Annotated in this window: 10 protein-coding genes and 1 tRNA gene; 2 read left to right on the top strand and 9 right to left on the bottom strand. The window is 66.6% G+C overall.

The window, feature by feature from the left end; translation table 11 throughout:
• Positions 1-20: 20 nt before the first annotated feature.
• Both AB0E90_RS12120 and AB0E90_RS12115 read right to left on the bottom strand, forming a co-directional pair.
• The gene (locus AB0E90_RS12120) at positions 21-1,319 is read right to left on the bottom strand and encodes a GDSL-type esterase/lipase family protein (RefSeq protein WP_360403045.1); all 1,299 of its coding nucleotides are present in this window, start codon (positions 1,317-1,319) and stop codon (positions 21-23) included.
• Between the two features lie 86 nt (positions 1,320-1,405).
• Positions 1,406-1,855, bottom strand: coding sequence for a hypothetical protein (locus AB0E90_RS12115; RefSeq protein ID WP_360403043.1), 450 nt, complete (start codon positions 1,853-1,855; stop codon positions 1,406-1,408).
• A gap of 278 nt (positions 1,856-2,133) precedes the next feature.
• On the opposite strand from AB0E90_RS12115, the gene AB0E90_RS12110 reads away from it, so the two are divergent.
• Both AB0E90_RS12110 and AB0E90_RS12105 read left to right on the top strand, forming a co-directional pair.
• Positions 2,134-3,630 carry a multicopper oxidase domain-containing protein gene (locus tag AB0E90_RS12110; RefSeq protein WP_360403041.1) on the top strand — a complete coding sequence of 499 codons (1,497 nt, stop codon included), beginning with the start codon at positions 2,134-2,136 and terminating at the stop codon, positions 3,628-3,630.
• Positions 3,631-3,732: 102 nt separating this feature from the next.
• A complete protein-coding gene (locus tag AB0E90_RS12105) occupies positions 3,733-5,151 on the top strand; it encodes a DUF234 domain-containing protein (RefSeq protein ID WP_360403039.1) in 1,419 nt (472 codons plus the stop codon).
• Here the strand turns inward: AB0E90_RS12105 and AB0E90_RS12100 are convergent.
• From AB0E90_RS12100 to AB0E90_RS12070, 7 genes are all read right to left on the bottom strand, one after another.
• Complete coding sequence (locus AB0E90_RS12100) at positions 5,148-6,563, bottom strand: hypothetical protein (RefSeq protein ID WP_360403037.1); 1,416 nt, start codon at positions 6,561-6,563, stop codon at positions 5,148-5,150. The genes AB0E90_RS12105 and AB0E90_RS12100 overlap by 4 nt on opposite strands.
• A gap of 243 nt (positions 6,564-6,806) precedes the next feature.
• Entirely contained in the window at positions 6,807-10,349 is a 3,543-nt protein-coding gene (locus AB0E90_RS12095) for a PQQ-dependent sugar dehydrogenase (RefSeq protein ID WP_360403035.1), read from the bottom strand.
• Positions 10,339-11,772 carry a glycosyltransferase family 2 protein gene (locus AB0E90_RS12090; RefSeq protein ID WP_360403342.1) on the bottom strand — a complete coding sequence of 478 codons (1,434 nt, stop codon included), beginning with the start codon at positions 11,770-11,772 and terminating at the stop codon, positions 10,339-10,341. The genes AB0E90_RS12095 and AB0E90_RS12090 overlap by 11 nt, the downstream gene beginning before the upstream one ends.
• A 5-nt stretch (positions 11,773-11,777) precedes the next feature.
• Positions 11,778-14,105 (bottom strand): glycosyltransferase, encoded by a 2,328-nt coding sequence (locus tag AB0E90_RS12085; RefSeq protein ID WP_360403033.1) that lies wholly within the window; start codon positions 14,103-14,105, stop codon positions 11,778-11,780.
• On the bottom strand, positions 14,102-14,662 hold the full coding sequence (locus tag AB0E90_RS12080) for a GtrA family protein (protein WP_360403031.1): 561 nt from the start codon (positions 14,660-14,662) through the stop codon (positions 14,102-14,104). Before AB0E90_RS12080 ends, AB0E90_RS12085 begins: the two co-directional genes overlap by 4 nt.
• Before the next feature lie 412 nt (positions 14,663-15,074).
• Positions 15,075-15,148 (bottom strand) — tRNA-Met (locus tag AB0E90_RS12075).
• A 68-nt stretch (positions 15,149-15,216) separates the two neighbouring features.
• On the bottom strand, positions 15,217-18,192 hold the full coding sequence (locus AB0E90_RS12070) for a UPF0182 family protein (protein ID WP_360403029.1): 2,976 nt from the start codon (positions 18,190-18,192) through the stop codon (positions 15,217-15,219).
• Between the last annotated feature and the right edge of the window lie 50 nt (positions 18,193-18,242).

Raw genomic sequence — 18,242 nt, 5'->3', positions numbered from 1 at the left:
GCCGCGGGCTCCGCCCGCCCCTAGAGCACCGCCGACAGCGGGATGTAGCGGCCCAGCAATTGATCGCCGGCCGCGTTCGGGTGGTAGCAGTCGTTCCTGAGGTCGGCAATCATCACGGTCGGGTCGTTCGGATCGCGGAGCACCGCGTCGAAATCGAGCACCTCGTCGAACACCCCGCCGGCGCGGATCCACTCGTTCACCGCGAGCCGGTTGTTCTCCTTCTCGCTGCCGGCCGCGTTGCACATCGGCAGCACGGTGGCGCCCACGATCCGCAGGTGCCGGGCGTGCACCCGGTCGGCGATCGCCCGCATCGCCGCGATGACCTGCGCGGCCGAGGCGGGCGGCGCGTAGTCGCCGCCGCCGAGGTCGTTGGTTCCCTCGAGCAGCAGCACCGTGCGCACGCCCGGCACCGACAGCACGTCGCGGTCGAGTCGCTGCGGCGCCGGCGGCCCACAGCACTGGTTGGTCGGGTCGTACGGGTTCGGCTGCACGCTGACCGTGTTCCCCGAGATCCCGGCGTTGGCCACGGCAACCCGGGCCTCGGCCGGCAACGCGTTGAGCCGATCGGCGAGCACATCGGTCCACCGCTGGCCGGGAGGCCCGTACGCGTTGTAGCCGTCGGTAATGGAATCGCCCAGAGTGACCAGAGTCCCCCTGGCCGCCGGCCGATCGGCGGTGACCAGATCCATCCACCACGTCTGCCCCGGGTGATAGCCGGCGGCCGTGCTGCTGGTGTTGCCCGGTATCACCGGATAACCCGGGAAGGCGGTGTCCGACTCGTCGGCCGCAGTGTTTCCACCAGCACCGATGTACGAGGCCGGCGGGTCGTAGGCGAACGGTGGAAAGGTGTGGTCGTTAACCGGCGCACCGGGCGCATAGACACTGACCGCAACGTCCTGCTGCGCCTGCACGGTAACCGGCACGGAGTCGCTGACCACCGATTGCCCCGGCGCAATGGTGACGCTGCGTGCGCCACGGAAGGTAAGCCGCTTGTTGCTGCCGTTGACGAGTTTCGGTGCGCCGGGCGCGATCGTCCGGCCCAGCCAGGCCTCCCGGATAACTACCGCCGAGGCGCCGAACGGGTTGCCGAACCGCACCCGGATCCCGGTGCCCGGCACCGAGAGTCGAGCAATCTGCCGAACGGTGGCGTCCGGCGAAACGCCGTGGACGCCTTCGAGGGACGCCGACCAGACACCGGCGGCACCGTGAGCGGTGGTGGAGCCGCTGACGGCACCGGCCGAACCGGCCGCGCTGAGTGTGGGAACGGCGGTCAGGGCGAGAACCAGGCCCGTAATCCACCGGCGATAGACGGAACGCACAGTGATCACCTCCATGTTCTCGGTTATATTTGCATACATCGATAGATCAGGACGGAGGCGTCGCCGGCGCCTCCGCCCTGCGCGGTTCAGGAGATCGCGACGCAGGCCTGCGCGGCGGTGTATTTGTCGGCCAGCAGGGTTCCGCAGAGGAACGTGTCCGACGCGACCTCGGTGACCGGCGTGAACGAGGCGGTCGCCTTCTCCGAGCTGCAGGTCACCTTCTGCACCTCACCGAATTCGGCGCCGGTCGAATCGGCGCCCGACGCCCGCAACATCAGGCTGCCGCTGCACGTCGACGAGGCGGTGAAGGTGACCGTCACGCCGCCGACCGTCGTGCCGCTGGAATCGACCACGGTGCACAGGGTGCCGGCCGAGTCTCCGGCCGGCTTCGCGACGAGGAAGACGTCGGCGCATTCACTACCGCCGTCAGCCTTCGGGGAGGTGGTCGCCGCGGACGCGACCGCAACACCGATGCCGGCCGCCAGGAGTAGGACGGCCCCGATGACCGCCCCGTTGGTCAGGGTGCGTTTTCGCATGGGTTTGCCTTTCCGTGAATGGATTCCGAGAACCCGCAGATGAGGGCTCACAGTGCGGCCGATCACTGTGAAATTCATCGATGGCAGCTGGCAGGAAGCCATGTAAGCGATCAGCGTCGATTCCACAGGGGATTCACATCAGGAGAGCCTAATTCCAGGATTCACCAGGCGTTACTACAGCTGGTACACATTCACGGACACTTTTCTGTGACCAGTCTGATTGTTTTGACAATAACTACACACCCCGATCACAGCATTCATTTCTACGTTTCCCGGCCATGACAGATGCGCAGCGGCCGGCGTCGATCCCGGCCAGATCCACGATCTCCCGTCGCGGTTTGCTCCGCGGCATCGGTGCGGTAGCCCTGGTCGGGGCGAGCCTCCGATTCGCGGCTCCGGCTCGTGCGGCCGCCACCGCCACCGGCACCCTCCAGATCCCGACCTTGCTGGCACCCACCACCGGCAGCAGCGGCGCCGACGTCTACGCGCTGAGCATGCAGAGCGGCACGACCCAGCTCCTCAGCAGCGGCACCAGCGCCACCAACGGCTTCAACCAGGCATTTCTCGGCCCGGTGATCAAGGTGACCCAGGGCGACAAGGTCCAGATGGACATCACCAACGAGCTCGACGACGTCAGCACCGTGCACTGGCACGGCGCACACATCCCGCCCTCGGTCGACGGCGGCCCGCAGAACACCATCGAGGCCGGTGGCACGTTCTCGGCGGCGTTCGAGATCAACCAGGGCGCCGCCACGCTGTGGTTCCACCCGCACGCGCTCGGCACCACCTCCGAGCAGGTCGCCAGCGGCCTGGCCGGAATGCTCATCGTCGACGACACGACCGACGGCGCCGCGGCGCTGCCCAACACGTACGGCACCGATCAGTTCCCGCTCATCGTGCAGTCCCTGCCGGTGAACTCATCCAGCGTCATCCAGTTCACCACCGCGGGCGAACTGTCCAGCACGACGTCGTTCCCGCTGCTGGTCAACGGCTCCAACGTGGCTGTCGACGGGACGCCGACCCTCGAGGTGGACGCCGGCCGGGTCCGCTTCCACCTGCTCAACGCCTCGATCGCCGACATCATCACCATCACCCGCACCGACGCCAAAGCCTTCACCCAGGTCGCCACCGACGCCGCGCTGTTGTCCAAACCGCTCTCGGTCACCAGCCTCCAACTGGTCGGCGGCGAACGAGCCGAGATCTGCCTCGACCTGACCAGCTCGGACGGCAGCATCACCCTGCAGGCGACGGTCACCGCCGGCGGCGCGCGCGGCGGCAGCGGCACCTCCTCGATCGTGACTCTCACGTCGACCGCCACCTCGGCCGCGGACGACCTGCCCAGCTCACTGAACACCTTCACCGCACTGGATGTCAGCAGCCCCGACGCCACCCGCACGATCGCCCTGTCGAACACCGGCAACACCATGTTCATCAACAAGGTGGCCGGAACCACGATGGCCGCCATGGAGGCCAGCGAAATCATGACGACGCTGGGCGCGACCGAGGTATGGACGATAACCAACGCCACCGGCCTGACTCATTCATTCCATTTGCACGACGTCCCGTTCCAGGTGCAGACGATCAACGGAGTGGCCCCCATCGGCGCGTGCGCCGAATGGAAGGACACCATTCTCATCTCGCCGCAGAGCACCACGGTGATCGCCATGCAATTCACCGATTACGCCGACAACACCTTCGGCTACATGCTGCATTGCCACAACACCGTCCACGAGGACGAAGGCATGATGGCAATGCTCATGGTCATGACCGCCTGACGAACCGGCGGCGCCAGCCGCAGTTGGTATCGCCACGGATAGTGTCGCGAGAGATAGTATCTCTGGCGACACTATCTTCGCTCGCACCGTCCGGGAGAACTCATGGTCGCGTTCGTCGGCAGAGCGCATCAGCTCGCCGCGCTCGACGCGTTGCTCGCGGACGTCGGGCCGGCCGGCGACGACCCCCGGCCAGGACAATGCCTCCTGATCCGGGGACGTCGCCGAATCGGCAAGTCCAGTCTCGTGGAGGCATTCGTCGATCGCGCGGCCGTGCCCTCGGTGTTCTTCACCGCGGCCGGGGCCTCTACCGAGATCGAACTGGAGGCGTTCACCGAAGCGATCCGGTCCTCGACGTTGCCGGAGCGGTCGGTGTTCGACGATGCGACACCGGGCAACTGGAGCGCCGCACTGCGTCAGCTCGCCGGCGTTCTGCCGGACGACCGGCCGAGTGTCGTCGTCATCGACGAGGTTCCCTACCTGGTCGAGCGGGTGGATGCCTTCGAAGGGATCCTCCAGCGAGCGTGGGACCGGGAGTTGAGCCGTAAGCCCGTCCTGCTCGTGCTGATCGGGTCGGACCTGTCGATGATGGAGGCGCTGGGCTCGTACGGCAGACCGTTCCATCAGCGCGGCAAAGAGATGGTTCTCGGGCCGCTGAACCCGGCAGAAGTCGGCGAGATGCTCCAGCTGGCACCGGCCGAGGCCTTCGACGCCGCCATGGTGACCGGTGGCCTACCGCTGATCTGCGCCGATTGGCGACCCGGCGCCGGTCTCTGGCAATTCCTGTCCGCGGAGTTGGCCAATCCGGTCTCACCACTTCTCGTCTCGGCCGAGCGGTCCCTCGCCGCGGAGTTTCCCGACTCGGCGATGGGGCGAACGGTTCTGTCGGCGATCGGCAGTGGCGAGCGAACGTTCACGAACATCGCCCGAGCGGCCGGCGGCATCTCCCACTCGACCCTGACCCGCGCCGCCCAGCAGCTTGTCGACAAGCGCATCGTCGCCGCGGATCTACCGATCTCCACCACGCCGTCGAAGGATCGGCGTTACCGGGTTACCGACCCGTACCTGCGCTTCTGGCTGACCTTCGTGGCCCCGCGCCTGGCCGAGATCGAGCGTCTTCGGGGCGACATCACTCTGGAGCGAATCAGGGTCGGCTGGACGGCCTGGCGAGGACGGGCCATCGAGCCCCTGCTCCGGGAGTCGCTGGCCAGGCTCCTGCCGGACGGCGTGCTGCCCTCGGCGCCGGCGATCGGTTCCTACTGGACCCGATCCAACAGCGTCGAGATCGACATCGTGGGCGCCGACCGCGAACCGGTGGCGAAACACCTTCTCTTCGTCGGCTCGATCAAATGGCTGGAGAACTCCGCCTTCGACAATCACGACCTGGTCGCACTGCAGCGACACCGATCGGCCCTCAGCGACGAGCCGATCCCGCTGGTGGCGATCAGCCGCAGCGGGATATCGACCTCGGGCCTGGACGCGTCCTACGGCCCTGCGGATCTGCTCGGCGCCTGGCACAGCTAGGAGCGGGTCAGTTTGAGCAGTTCCCAGCCGCCCTCGGGGACGTTGTCGGTGGGGTCGGTGCGCAGGTTCATCGGGTTGGCCATGCCCAGGTAGAGGTCGTTGCCGTCGGCGGCCATGTTGCGGATGCCGTAGTTGAGGTAGTTGCCCAGCCCGGTCGTGTTGATCGGCTGCGCGGCCTCACCGGCGGCGGGGAACATCCACAGGTCGGCGCCCCACAGTGCGGGATCCGTCGGTGGCGCCTGCGGCAGCAGGTCGTGGACCAGGTAGCTCCAGTCCATCGTGGCGACGTAGAGCCGGTCGCCGGCCACGGTCATCCGCCACGTGTAGTTGTTGGTGCTGTTGCCGAAGCCGGAACGGCCGTAGAGAGGCGTCCAGCCGGTGGGCACCGCGGACCAGGTGGCGGTGTCGGGCGCGTAGGCGGGCAGCGCTGTCTCGCCGTACAGCAAATCGATCTTTTGATTGGGTGTGCCCAGGTCTTTTCCGCGCCAGATACTCAGGGCGCGTTGCGAATTGCGGGCCTGCAATCGCACGGCCTCGTCGGTTGGTTGCGGATATGTCGCCTGGTGGCGGAGTGTGCCCTGGAGCGGCACGTGCATGGTGCCCCAATAGAGATAGCCGCCATAGGCGGCGACCCCGCCGAGACCGTACGTCGTGCGGATCACCGGATCGGTCTCGTACCGGCTGACGTCGAAGACCTGCGTCCACTGCCGGTTCTGCCACGGCCGGATCGGCAGCTCGGGGCTCTTCCACACGCCGGCCAACTGCCCGGTGGTGGTGGCGTTGGTCGCGCCCCAGGTGGTCGCGTAGATGTGCCCGTCCAGATAGGCCAGGTCGGCGGCCTGTGCGGGCAGGTCCGCGACCTTGTCGAAGACGAACGGCGTGACCGCGTTGCCGGCCCAGCGCAGCACCGCCCCGTTTCGTCCACCGCCCTGACCCGCGCCCACGCCGAGATAAAGCTCGTCCCCGGCGACCAGGAACGTGCGCGCGTTGCTGTAGAGCAGCAGGGTTCGCGAGCCCAGGAACCGGTGGGTGGCCGCGTCGAACGCGAACACGTTCAGGGTGTTGCTGAGTGAGGGCCCGGCGAACAGCACCACACCGTCGAGGTTGCCCGCCGACCGCAGCCCGAGGGTGTTGCGCAGTCGCGTCTCGTCCTCGGCCGAGGCGCCGGTCACCGACGCGGTCTGGTTGGTCAGCGCGCCGGCCTGCGCGTCGTAGAGCCACACCTGCGGAGGTCGCACGTCGCCGAGCTCGCCGGGCACGGTCGGGTGGTTCTTGACGACCTGGCTCTCGCCGTATTCGCAGACGTAATCGTCGTTGACCACCGGCTCGTCCTCGCCGAGGCTGCCGCCGCTGGTCAGGCAGTGCACGTTGGCCCCGGTCCCGAACCACACCTGTGTTCCGACGCGGGTCATTCCCCACACGTACGCCTGATTGACCTTGGCTTGTCCGGTCGTGCACGGCGGCCGCCCCGGGTACGGGTTCCCGATTCCAGCGAAGCACTCGTCCGGAGCAGCCTTGCCAAGTAACTGATAGGTGTATCCCTCGGCCACCGGCACGGCGGTCGGCCCAACAACGAGAACAGTCGCAGCAATAATCTCCTTGATCATTTCTAGCCCCCCCGGTACGCATTGTCAATCGTCAATGCGACCAGGGTGTCAGGAAACCTTGACTTGGTCGAACGTGCTGGTGTTCAGGCTGATGCCGTTGTGCGCGGTGACGAACAGCCCGATCGTGGCCGGGCCGGCCAGCACCGCCGTGCCGATCTCGGACCAGGTGGCGCCGTCGGTGGAGCGGTAGGCGGTGACGGCATCGCCCGCCCTGGTCAATTTCAGCCAGGTGCGCACGCTGCCGGCCCCGCCGTCGACGTCGGTGTTGAAGCCGGTCTGCAGGTGGATGCCGTGGCCGGGGGTGAGGAAGATCGCCACGTACGGGGTCAGCGGAGCCGCCGCCTCCTTGATCATGATGCCGGATTTGGCCCATTCACTGGTGTTGCCCTGGGTCAGTGGGCGGGCCACGATGGTGCCGTCGCCGGGCAGTTGGCGGTAGACGTAATGGAACTGATCGGTGTCGTTCCAGATGTCATGACCGGCCCCGGCCACCGTCCAGGTGCTGCCGCTGACCGACGCCGAGCCGAGCAGACCCGGCGCCCCGACGTCGGCCTGGTTCCAGTCGGCGGGCAGACCCGGCGCCGCGGCCCCCACGCTGACATGGTCGAAGGTGGCGGTGCCGAGGGCGCCGGCGTCGTGCGAGGTGACAAAGAGACCCACCTCGACGGTTGCCGGCAGGGCGCCGAGATTGACCGTGCCGACCAGCAGCCAATTGGCGCCGTCGGACGACTCATAACCGGTGACGACGTTGCTGCTGCGGGTCAGCTTGACCCAGCGTGGCGCGGCGCCATTACTGCCGGCCAGGCTGGTGGCGAAATTGGCCTGCAACCTGGTGCCATTGCCGGGAGTGACCATCATCGCCGCGTACGGCGAGCCGGCCGCGGTGGACGCCTTGAACATGATGCCAGCCTTGGCCCATTCCTCGGTTCCCTGCTGGGACACGACCTGGGCGATGACGGTGCCGTCGCCGGTGAGCGGCTGGTGGACGAAGTGGAACTGGTCGGCGTCGCCCCAGACGTCACCGCCCGCACCGGCCACCGTGAACGTCCCGGCGATCTCGGTGGCGTTCCCGGCGACCGCCGGTGCGCCCACGTCCTGGTGGGTCCACGGCGCCGGCAGCGCCGGGTTCACGTCGCCGACGACGCTGACCTGATCGAAGACGGCCGTGGACAGCACGTTGTTGTCGTGTGAGCTGACGAACAGCCCGATGGTCGCGGTGCTCGACATGGCCAGGGTCGTCGACCCGATCGGCGACCACGTGATGCCGTCGCCGGACCGGTACGCGGTGATCGTGTCGCCCACCCGGGTCAGCTTCAACCAGGCGTTCGGGAAGGCGTACGGGAATTCGCCGCCGTCCTCGCCGAACTTGGCCTGGAAGTGCATCCCGTGCGTGGGCGTCACCCCGATCAGCGCGTACGGGGCGCCGGCCGTCGCCGATTCCTTGATCATGAGGCCGGCCTTGGCCCACTCGTACGTGTTGCTCTGCGCCGTCACCCGGGCCACGATCTCCCCGTCGCCGGAGAGCGGCTGGTGGACGTACCGGAACTCGTCGGTGGCGTCCCAGATGTCATGGCCGCCGCCCTTGAGGGTGTAGACACCGTCCTCGTAGGAGGAAAGCCCCGCGATGGTCCGGGTGCCGATGTCGGAACTGGCCCACGGCGCCGGCGGCGGGTTGATCTGGTCGAAACTCACTGCGTAGGTGGTGTCGACCGCGGGCGTCGTGACGACGTGCGTCTGGGCCTTCCCGTCCGACCAGCCGTGATAGAGGTACTGCTTGCCGTCCAAGAACTGCGGAGATGCGGCGCTGAGCGTACGTTCCACGCCGACCACCGCGTTCTCGGTGTACGTCGCGGTGGCCGGGATGCCGTCGACTGCGTACTGAAGTCCCTCGACGTTCGCCTTGAAGGTGAGCTTCACCAGGTTCGGCCTGACCTCGACCGACGAGGTATGCGTGAGGCCGCCGCTGTCGGTGACGGTGAGCCGGATCTCGTACCAGGTCGTCGCGACGTTGTCGGCGATCCGCGGAATCGAGAACGTGCCGCCGGTGACACCGTTGATCGGGCCGAGGAACGGATGCACGTGATCGGCGTGATGGAACACCACCGACCAGGAGAAGGCGCTCGCGGGCAGCGCTCCCTGGTCCGGGTCGCTTGCCGTGCCGGCGTAGCTGATCGTGTCGCCCGCGTCGTAGCGCGCCTGCGTGACCGGCGCGGTGATGACTCCGGTCGGTCTTCGGTTGCCGACCTGCACCTCGATCGTCGCGGTGCCGGTCTTGTCGCCGTCACGCACGGTCAGAGTTACATGGAAGACGCCGTTGGCGGCGTACCGGTGCGTCGGGTTTGCCGAAGTTGAGGTTGCGCCGTCGCCGAAGTTCCACGCGTAGGTCAGGGCGGTGCCGTCGGGATCGGCCGATCCGGCCGAGGAGAACGAGACGTCGAGCGGGCCGAGGCCGTTGTCCGGCGAGGCGGCGGCCTTGGCCACCGGCGCCCGGTTGCCGCCCGACGGGGCGATCCGGTAGAGCGCTCCGGGATAGATGTCGAGCTGGTAGAGGTTGCCGTCCGGACCGACCGACAGCTGGATCGGCGTCCCGGCGTCCAGGTCGAAGTCGTGCACGGACACGACGCTGGTATACGTCTCGTCCATCGTCAGGTACTTGATGAACCCGAGCGTGTAGTCGGCGAAGAAAACCGCGTTGTGATACTCGCTCGAGAACGTGTTGCCGGTGTAAACCACCACCGACGTGATCGAGCCGGCGCTGGCCGGCGGCGCGGTGTGCGGATAGGTGTAGACCGGTTGCGCGTAGCCGCAGCCGGAGCAGAACCCTTCCGCGTTCGGCCAGCCGTAGTTGGCGCCCTTCTCGATGAGGTTGAGCTCCTCGAACTCCGAGCCGCCCACGTCGCCGCCGATCGGTTTGCCGGCGTTGGGCCCGTTGGGCACGATGTCGAACCGGAACGTGTTGCGCAACCCGTAGGCCCAGATCGCCGGCTCCGCCCCCGGGATGCCCACGAACGGATTGTCCGGCGGGATGGTGCCGTCGGCGTTGATCCGCAGGATCTTGCCGTGGATGGTGCCGAGGTTGGGCGCGTTGGGGTGGTAGACGTTGATGCCCAGCGACCAGTACAGCTTGCCGTCCGGCCCGAACCGCACCTCGCCGCCGTGGTGGAAGACGTTGGCCTGCTGGTTGGACTTGAGCAGCACCTTTTCCGAGCCGGGGTCGATGGTGTCGCCGGTGACCGTGAAGCGGCTGAGCCGGTTCAGGTTCTCCGCATGGGTGTAGGCCAGATAGATGTAGTGGTTGGCGGTGAAGTTCGGGTCGAGCTCGAGGCCGAGCAGCCCGCGCTCGTCGGCGTTCGCGGTGGCCAGCGTGATCATCGGTGCGACGTGCAGCTCACCGTGGTCGATCAGCCGCACCGCGCCGTTCTTCTCGGCGATGAAGACACGCCCGTCCGGCGCGAACCGGAACGCCGTCGGCGCGTCCAGCCCGTCGGCCACCAGTGTCTTGTCGAACGTGGTGGGCGGGTTCGCGTAAGCGGGTCGCGGCACGACCAGTAGAGCCAGGAGGAGCAGTAGCAGCGGCGCACTACGCCTCATGAGAGACCAGCCCGTGTTCGGTCAACTCCCAGAAGTGCCGCTTGCTCGGTCGCAGGAGCTGGAATACCGCCTTGTACGCGGCGACACTCATCAGTCCCCAATAGAGCGGGACGGTCAGCATCGCCCGCACCGCGCGGTGCAGGCCACGCTCCATGCAGCCGTTCATCAGGCAATAGCACATCAGCACGTTGCCCAGGACCATCGTGGCCAGGCCGGCGTAGAGGCTGATCGGCGGGAAGAACGGCTCCAGATAGCGCGGTCCGGTGATCAGATAGCTGACGAACAGCGCCCAGAAGATCGGGTTGACCAGCGTGGTGAAGGTGGAGAAGCCGAGCGTCAGGTGCATCGCCACGGCCCGCTTGGTGCCCAGCTCCCGCCAGACCCGCAACGGATGCCGGGAATGCACGAGCCAGGTCTGGATGTAGCCCTTGATCCATCGGCTGCGCTGGCGGACCCAGTTGCCGAGCCGGCTGTTGGCCTCCTCCTCGGTCACCGAGACCATCATCCGTACGTCCCAGCCCCGGCGGGCGATCCGGATGCCCAGGTCGGCGTCCTCGGTCACGTTGTACTGGTCCCAGCCGCCGAGGTCCCGCAGCGCATCGGTGCGGAAGTGGTTGGAGGTGCCGCCCAGCGGGATGGCCAGCCCATGCCGGTCCAGCCCACGCAGGGAGAGGCTGAAGTTGGTGGCGTACTCGGCGGCGAAGCACCGGGTCAGCCAGTTCGTCCACGGGTTCCAGTAGTGCAGCTCGGCCTGAACGCAGACCACCCGGTCCGGCAGCAGCCGGAAAGCGAGCGCCGCCTTGCGCAGTTGGTCCGGCTCGGGCCGGTCCTCGGCGTCGTAGATGACGCAGAACTCGCCGGTGGCCCGGGCCAGGCCGACGTTGCAGGCCTTCGGCTTGGTCTTCGGCTGGGAGTCCGGGATGAGCACCACTTCGAACTGCGGGGCCAGCTCCATCGAGGCGAGCGCGGCCCGGGTCTCGGTGTCGTCCTCCTCGATGAGCAGCAGAATCTGCACCTTGTCGGCCGGATAGTCCAGGGCGGACAACCGGCCCACCAGATAGGGCAGGACCGAGGCTTCCCGGTAGAGCGGAACCAGGATGGTGTACCGGGCCAGGTCCTTGTCCGGGATGGCCCGCAGGTCGTCGGGCTCGAAGCGCAGCACCGGCGCGCCGTCGGCACGGAAGACCATGGCCAGTTTGAACACGATTACCACGACGTAGACCACGGTGACCGCGGCGACCGCGAACTGACCCCACCACAGCAGGGATGGTCCGAATCCCACGGTGGCCGAGAGGGTCAGCAGCACTACGATCGTTGCGATCGCCGCCACCCCACCGACCGCCTGACCACGGCTGAGGAGCTTGCTGGCGCTCAGCTCCGGGCTCAGCTCCGCGATCGGCGATACGGTGTTTTCCGCGCGCATCTGGGTCACCGCTGTTGCTCCTTCCGGTGGTAGATCATCCGGTCACCGGCGCTGTAGACCAGGTCGTACGCCTGGGTGAGTTGCGGGGTTCCGTTCAGTCGCCGGAACACCAGGTCCTCCGAGCCGGGCAGCCCGCGCATGTAGATCCACTCGATGTGCTGCGCGGCCGGATCCCGCAGCGCGGGCTCCCACATCTGGTAACTGCCCTCGTAGACGATGCGCTGGGTGGGGACATGCGAATCGAAGGTCACCGACTCGTTCTCGTACGACATCATCAGCGTGAGTCCGCCGTCGTGATGGGCGCGCAGCCAGGCGGAGGCGGACGCGTTCGCTGATTCCCACTGGCTGGCCCGGAACTCGGTCGCCTCGTCCAGCGTGACCACGCCCGGCACGGCGAGCGCGGTGGCCAGCACGCCGGCCGCGGCGGCACCCTTCGCCAGCCGGGCCAGTCGAGGGTCTTTCACCACCGACGGGACCAGGCCGATCAGATAACCCGCGAAGATCGACGCCGGAATCAGCATGATCAAACCGAACCGGACGTTGTACCACTCGCCGGTGATCTCCTTGACGTGCAGCGGACGCTCGCCGGAGTAGAGCGCGTAGACGAAGAAGACCCCGAAACCCAGCAACGGATAGACGGCGACGGCTTCTGGCCGAAGCCGGTTGCGAGCCACGTACGCGACCACCCCCAGCCCGCCCAGCACCAGCGTGGCCAGGCCGATGTTGTGCTCGGCGGCCAGCCAGTACGTGCGGGTGGCGACACCCAGATGACCGACCGCCGCCTCGCCCTGCTTGACCCAGAGCGACGAGTCGGCGTACTCGCCGAACTTCCAGTACAGCGGGTTGTGGAAGATGACGAAGTTCCACACGCACCACCCGGCGATGCCGGCAAAGGCGATAAAACCGTAGAAGATGAACGACGCTTCGGTACGGATGTAGCTGCGGTGCCGGCGCAATTCCGTGTACGTCACCACGGCCAGCGCTGCCAGGCACAGCACCCAGCCCTCGTACCGGGTGAGCGTGGCCAGCAGGATCGCGACCGAGGTGGCGATCAGGTCCTTGTACCGGCCGAAGCGGCACCATTCGTGCAGGTAATAGATGGTCGCCACGATGCAGGCGAACAGCAGGCTCTCGGTCATCGCCGTCGACTGGAGGTAGAGAGTGTTCGCGTTGACCGCGAACAACAGCGCGGTAGCCACCCCGGCGAACCGGCTGCGCGCCAGCGAGGCGCCCAGCAGGTAGAGGTATCGCACCGTGACGACGAAAGCCAGCATCGAGCCGATCGCCCCGGCCAGACCGGTCTCGTAAAGCGTGTCGTTCCACACCAGCGGCAGTGCGAGCAGGTGCGGCAGGGGCAACCACACGCCGCCGAGTTGGGCGGCGCCGGCGGTCGGGCTCTCCAGCACGCGTCGCGCGATCAGCAGGTGCGAGTTGGCATCCTTGTACGCGAGCACCGCACCCTGATGCCGGAAGTAGAGGTACCCGCCGACCGACAGCAGGATGGCGGCCACCGTCACGAAGGTGAGCAGCGGATCCTTCGGGCGCAGCAGCCGCCGCACCCAGGGTTGCTTGTCCGAGGCCCAGACCATCTGCCAGTAGACGCTCGCCAGGCTGGCCAGCGACTTGGCGATGACGGAAAGCTTCGCGCCGGTCTGCTCCCCATGCAGGCGCGGGTGGTGCCGCACCGGATGCTCGACCAACCGCATTTTCCGCACCGAGATCTTGGCCAGCAGCTCCGGCGAGATCGCCGCGGCTTCGCCGGTCAGCCGTACGCCGTCCAGCAACCGGCGGTCGATCAGCTTGAACGCGCAGTCCACATCCCGGCTCGGTACGCGCAGCACGATCCGGCACAGCCAGGTCCAGATCCACGCGTTCAGCCGGCGTCGCCACGGGTCGGCGCGCTGCTCGCGGTAGCCGATGACGGCGTCGGCCCGCTCCCGCCGGCGCACGTCGATGAAGTCGACCAGGTCGTCACTGTGGAACTGCCCGTCCGAGTCGGTCAGCAACACCCATCGCAACTCGGTCTGTTCCAGCGCCGCCGCGATCCCGGTCCGAACGGCGGCCCCGTACCCCTGGTTGACCGGGTGATGGACCGCGATGACCCGCCCCGGGTAGGTCACGGCGAGCTCGTCGAGCACCGCACCCGTCCGGTCGGAGCTGCCGTCATTGACCACCACAACAACATGCGGAAGATCAGCTGCCGCCAACGTACGCAGGAAATCGGTAACCGTGGCGGTCAGGTTGTCCTGCTCGTCGTACGCAGGCATGACCACCGCCACCCCATCGATGAAGGTGCGCACCGCCAGCCGAACCGGAAGAGCCACTGCCGTCATGCCGCGACCTCGGCTTCCACAGTGGACGCGAGCGGCGCCCGGCGCTGACGAAAGACAAGAAAGTTGCAGACCAGGTACGTGAACACCGCGCTGGCGCCGCCCCCCGCAAGGGTGCCAAGAGGAACACCGAGCGGCCGATGTACGGCACTGAACACCACCGTGTTGACAGCCAGCCCGAGCAGGGCAGTCGAGTTATAGGAAGCCCACCGCAACCACGACAGGCCGCCCCAACTCAACCCCGACCCCGGACCCTCGCCGCCACCCCACGTAAAAACACTGCTCAACACAAAGTTGACCTGCGCAGAAAGGAAGAACCCAGCAGCATTCGAAAGGGACAAGTCAACCCCGATACGGGCGAGCACCGTCATGACGGCGTACTGCATCCCGAAACAGAACGCACCCACCAGCGCAAACCTGACCACATGCCGCCGATGAACCCGAAATACGTCCATTGCCCCCGCCCCGGATGAATTCTGCGTTACAGCAGACGGCGCCAATATCGAAACAGGCGCACCAATCACATTCACCAGATTGAACGGCAACCATTTAATCGTCAAGCACGCTCTGTTACGCAAAAGGCTCACGCAAATAGCGCCCCGATTACGCCCCCCGACAAACCCAGCCGTAGCCGAACATTAATCCCGACAAACAAGACACCCCAAACGTCCAGTCCCCAAAGCCTTTAAGCCAACCCAACAAAACGATCACCCGATTGCCCACCCACCCCACCCGTCCCACGCAGACGAGGCGCGAGGCGCGAAGCGAGGCGAAGCGAGGCGCGCAAAGACAAGGCACGGACAGACCAGCGGGGGTGTGGGCAAGGGCGAAGCCCGATGCATCCGCACGAAGCGCAACCAAACACCCAGCGCAACCATCGCGCCGTGGGGGTCTGGGGGCTCGGCCCCCAGGCAGACATGCGAAGAGGCCCCCGGTTCGCGCTTTCCGCGAACAGGAGGCCCCTAGGACTCGTAGCGGGGACAGGATTTGAACCTGCGACCTCTGGGTTATGAGCCCAGCGAGCTACCGAGCTGCTCCACCCCGCGTCGGCTCGTTAACACTAGCGCAACCCGGAGGCCGTCTGCAAAACGGCCTCCGGGTATCGCTCGTCACGTCAGCCGCTGGCGCTCGGTGCCGGGTTGGCCGGCGTTGATGCCGGCGCGCTCGGTGAGGCCGAACCCGACGGGGTGGGCGGCGTGGTGGCGGTGGCGGCCTTCTGAGCGTTCTGGAACTTGGCCATGGCCGTGTCCAGGGCCGAGAGGGCCTCGCCGTACTTGGTGAAGTCCCCGGACTGCTGGGCGGTCTTCACGTTCTGGATGGCCGTGTCCAGCTCAGCGGCGGCTTGCGCCAGCTCGGTCGGTAACGTCGCTGGTGGCGTACCGCTGGTGTTTCCGCTGTTTCCGGTGTTCCCCTGGTTGTTGCCGTTGGCATTGCCGTTCTGTTTGGCCTGGTTGACCAGGGCTTGCAGGCCGGATTTGAGGTTGTCGGCGAGGACCACGTAGGTGCCGCCGTCGCCGTACGACATCAGGACCTTCTGCAGCAGCGGGGCCGCGTTGTCCTGGTTACCGGTCTTCACGTAGACGGGTTCGACGTACAGGATGCCGTCGGACACGGGCAGCGAGACCAGGTTGCCGTACAAGACCTGGGATTGGCCGTTTCTGGACAGCAGTGTCAGCTGTTGCAACACGCTGGCGTTGGCGGTCATGTTGCGGTGGACCTGGACCGGCCCGGGAATGACGGTTTGATCAGGTAACTCGTACACCTGAAGTTTTGGCTGGTTGTCCACGTACGAGGCGGAGACGAGCGCGGCCAGGTTCTCCCGGTTGAGCGGGGTCACCGCCGCGGTCAGCTGGAACTGCGTACCCGTCTGTTTCGGCAGCTGCACGTTCAGGTAGTACGGCGGCTGTTTCACATTGCTCTGTGGATTGTCCGGCGCGTTGGGCACCTGCCAGAAGTCCTGGCCGGAGAAGAACGCCCGCGGGTCGGTGACATGGAACTTGGTGAGCAGGTTGCGCTGCACCTTGAACAGGTCCTGCGGGTAGCGGAAGTGGGCCTCGAGCGAGGCCGGCGTGTCCGCCTTCGGGATGATCAGGTGGCCGCCGAACGCCTTGTTCCAGGCCTTCAGCAACGGGTCCTGGTCGTCGAACTCGTACAGCTTGACGGTGCCGTCGTACGCGTCGACGGTGGCTTTCACCGAGTTGCGCATGTAGTTGACATCGTCCCGGGCGAGCGCGAACTGCCCCTGCCCGGTGAGTTCGTCCTTGGTCTCGTTGGCCAGGTTGATCTTCGAGGAGTACGGGTAGGTCGCCGACGTCGTGTAGCCGTCGAGGATCCACACGATCCGCCCGTCGACCGCGGCCGGGTAGGGGTCGCCGTCGATGGTCAGGAACGGCGCGACCTTCTCCACCCGGGAGCGCGGGTCGCGGATGTACATCAGCTTCGAGTTGTCGTTGACCGCATCGGAGAGCAGGAAGTTGCTCTCGGTCAGCTTGATCGAGAAGACCAGCTTGCGGAGGAACGAGCCGACCGGCACGCCACCCTTGCCGTCGTAGGCGTAGTACTCACCCTGGTCCTCGTCGTTCTCCTGCGGGCGGTCGAACTCGACCTTGCGCGACTTGTCGGACTGGCCGACGATCGCGTATTCGGTCGACTGCTCGCCGTAGTAGATGCGGGGCTGGTCAACCTTGATCTGCTCGGTGCCGGAGGAGCAGTTGCTCGCCTGGCCGGTGTTGCCGAGGAAGCCGGACACGAAGTAGGGCAGACCGGCGCAGCCGACGTTGTTAGCAGGCGCCGCGACCAGCCCATATCCATGGGTGTAGACGGTGTGGCGGTTGAGCCAGTTGCGCTGCTGGGTGGTCAGCTTGTCGTCGTTGATCTCGCGGGCGCCGACCACGAAGTCGCTGGTCTTGCCACCGACGTCATAACGGTCGACGTCGAGCTTCTTGCCGAAGTCGTAGAAGCCGCGGGACTGCTGCGACTGGGTGAACGCCTGCGACACCAACTGCGGGTCGATGACCCGGACGTTCTCGGCGCTGGTGTCGGTGGGCAGCGACGTCGGCGGCGACACGTTGGTCGCGGTGTACGGCTCTATGTCGGTGCTGGTGAGCCCGAACGCATCCCGGGTCGCGTTGATCGACTTCTGGATGTACGGCGCTTCCTTGTCGGCCTGGCTGGGCTTGACCGAGAAGCTCTGCACGGCCAGCGGGTAGATGCCGCCGATCGCGACGGCCGAGATGGCCAGCAGGGCGAGGGAGACGCCCGGCCAGACCAGATTTCGCATGCCGGCGTTGGAGAACACGATGATCGCGATGGCGACCACGATGGAGATGTAGGCCAGGATCTCCTTGGCTGGAAGCAGGGCGTTGACGTCGGTGTAGCCGGCGCCGTACAGACCCGAGGCCACGTGCTGCTCTAGCAGGAGCGCACGCCGGTCAAGAATGTACGCCACTGCCTTGAGCAGCACGAACACCGCAACCAGTGTGGTCAGGTGGGCTCGCGCGGCGGTCGTCATCCGATCGCCGACGCCCTGCAGCCGCACCCCACCGAAGATGTAGTGGACGGCGAGCGAGCCGAGCACCGACAGCACCACGGCGGTGAAGGCGACGCCGAGCAGGTAACGCCACAGCGGGTAGTCGAAGACGTAGAACCCGATGTCCACCTTGAACTGCGGGTCGACCTTCCCGAACGGCACAGCGTTCTGGAAGAGCATCCACTCCTTCCACCGGCCCTGGGCGGACAGACCGGCGAAGAAACCGATGATCACGCAGAGCACCGTGATCCAGGTGCCCAGACGCGGGCCGATCACCATGCGGTAGCGCTCGAGGGTGGCCTGCTCGGCCGAGTGCGGCCGGAGCAGGGGGCGCAACCTGTACGCCAGATATAGGTTGGCTGCGATGATCAGGGCAACGGCCAGGCCGATGACCACGAACAACAGCAGTCGAGTGACAAGTACGCCGGAGAAGACGTTGACGAAGTCGACCTCATGGAACCAGAGGTAGTCCGTGTAAGCGTCGATGCCCCAGCCGAGCAGCGTGAATAGAAGGAAGACCCCGACCAGGACGCCGACCGTGACGCGACCGCGCCGGCTCATCCTCGGTAGAGGGCTGTTACGCATGACCAACGTGGGCTCCACACATCATT

It is taken from the genome of Actinoplanes sp. NPDC026619 (assembly GCF_040638295.1).
Lineage (GTDB): Bacteria > Actinomycetota > Actinomycetes > Mycobacteriales > Micromonosporaceae > Actinoplanes.
This window is presented reverse-complemented; position numbering and strand designations above follow the sequence as displayed.

Bases quoted from the DNA above. Each gene is read 5' to 3' on its own strand.
- AB0E90_RS12115 (WP_360403043.1), bottom strand. From the start codon at position 1,855: ATGCGAAAACGCACCCTGACCAACGGGGCGGTCATCGGGGCCGTCCTA.
- AB0E90_RS12110 (WP_360403041.1), top strand. From the start codon at position 2,134: ATGACAGATGCGCAGCGGCCGGCGTCGATCCCGGCCAGATCCACGATC.
- AB0E90_RS12105 (WP_360403039.1), top strand. From the start codon at position 3,733: ATGGTCGCGTTCGTCGGCAGAGCGCATCAGCTCGCCGCGCTCGACGCG.
- AB0E90_RS12100 (WP_360403037.1), bottom strand. From the start codon at position 6,563: ATGACCCGCGTCGGAACACAGGTGTGGTTCGGGACCGGGGCCAACGTG.
- AB0E90_RS12095 (WP_360403035.1), bottom strand. From the start codon at position 10,349: ATGAGGCGTAGTGCGCCGCTGCTACTGCTCCTCCTGGCTCTACTGGTC.
- AB0E90_RS12090 (WP_360403342.1), bottom strand. From the start codon at position 11,772: ATGCGCGCGGAAAACACCGTATCGCCGATCGCGGAGCTGAGCCCGGAG.
- AB0E90_RS12085 (WP_360403033.1), bottom strand. From the start codon at position 14,105: ATGACGGCAGTGGCTCTTCCGGTTCGGCTGGCGGTGCGCACCTTCATC.
- AB0E90_RS12070 (WP_360403029.1), bottom strand. From the start codon at position 18,192: ATGAGCCGGCGCGGTCGCGTCACGGTCGGCGTCCTGGTCGGGGTCTTC.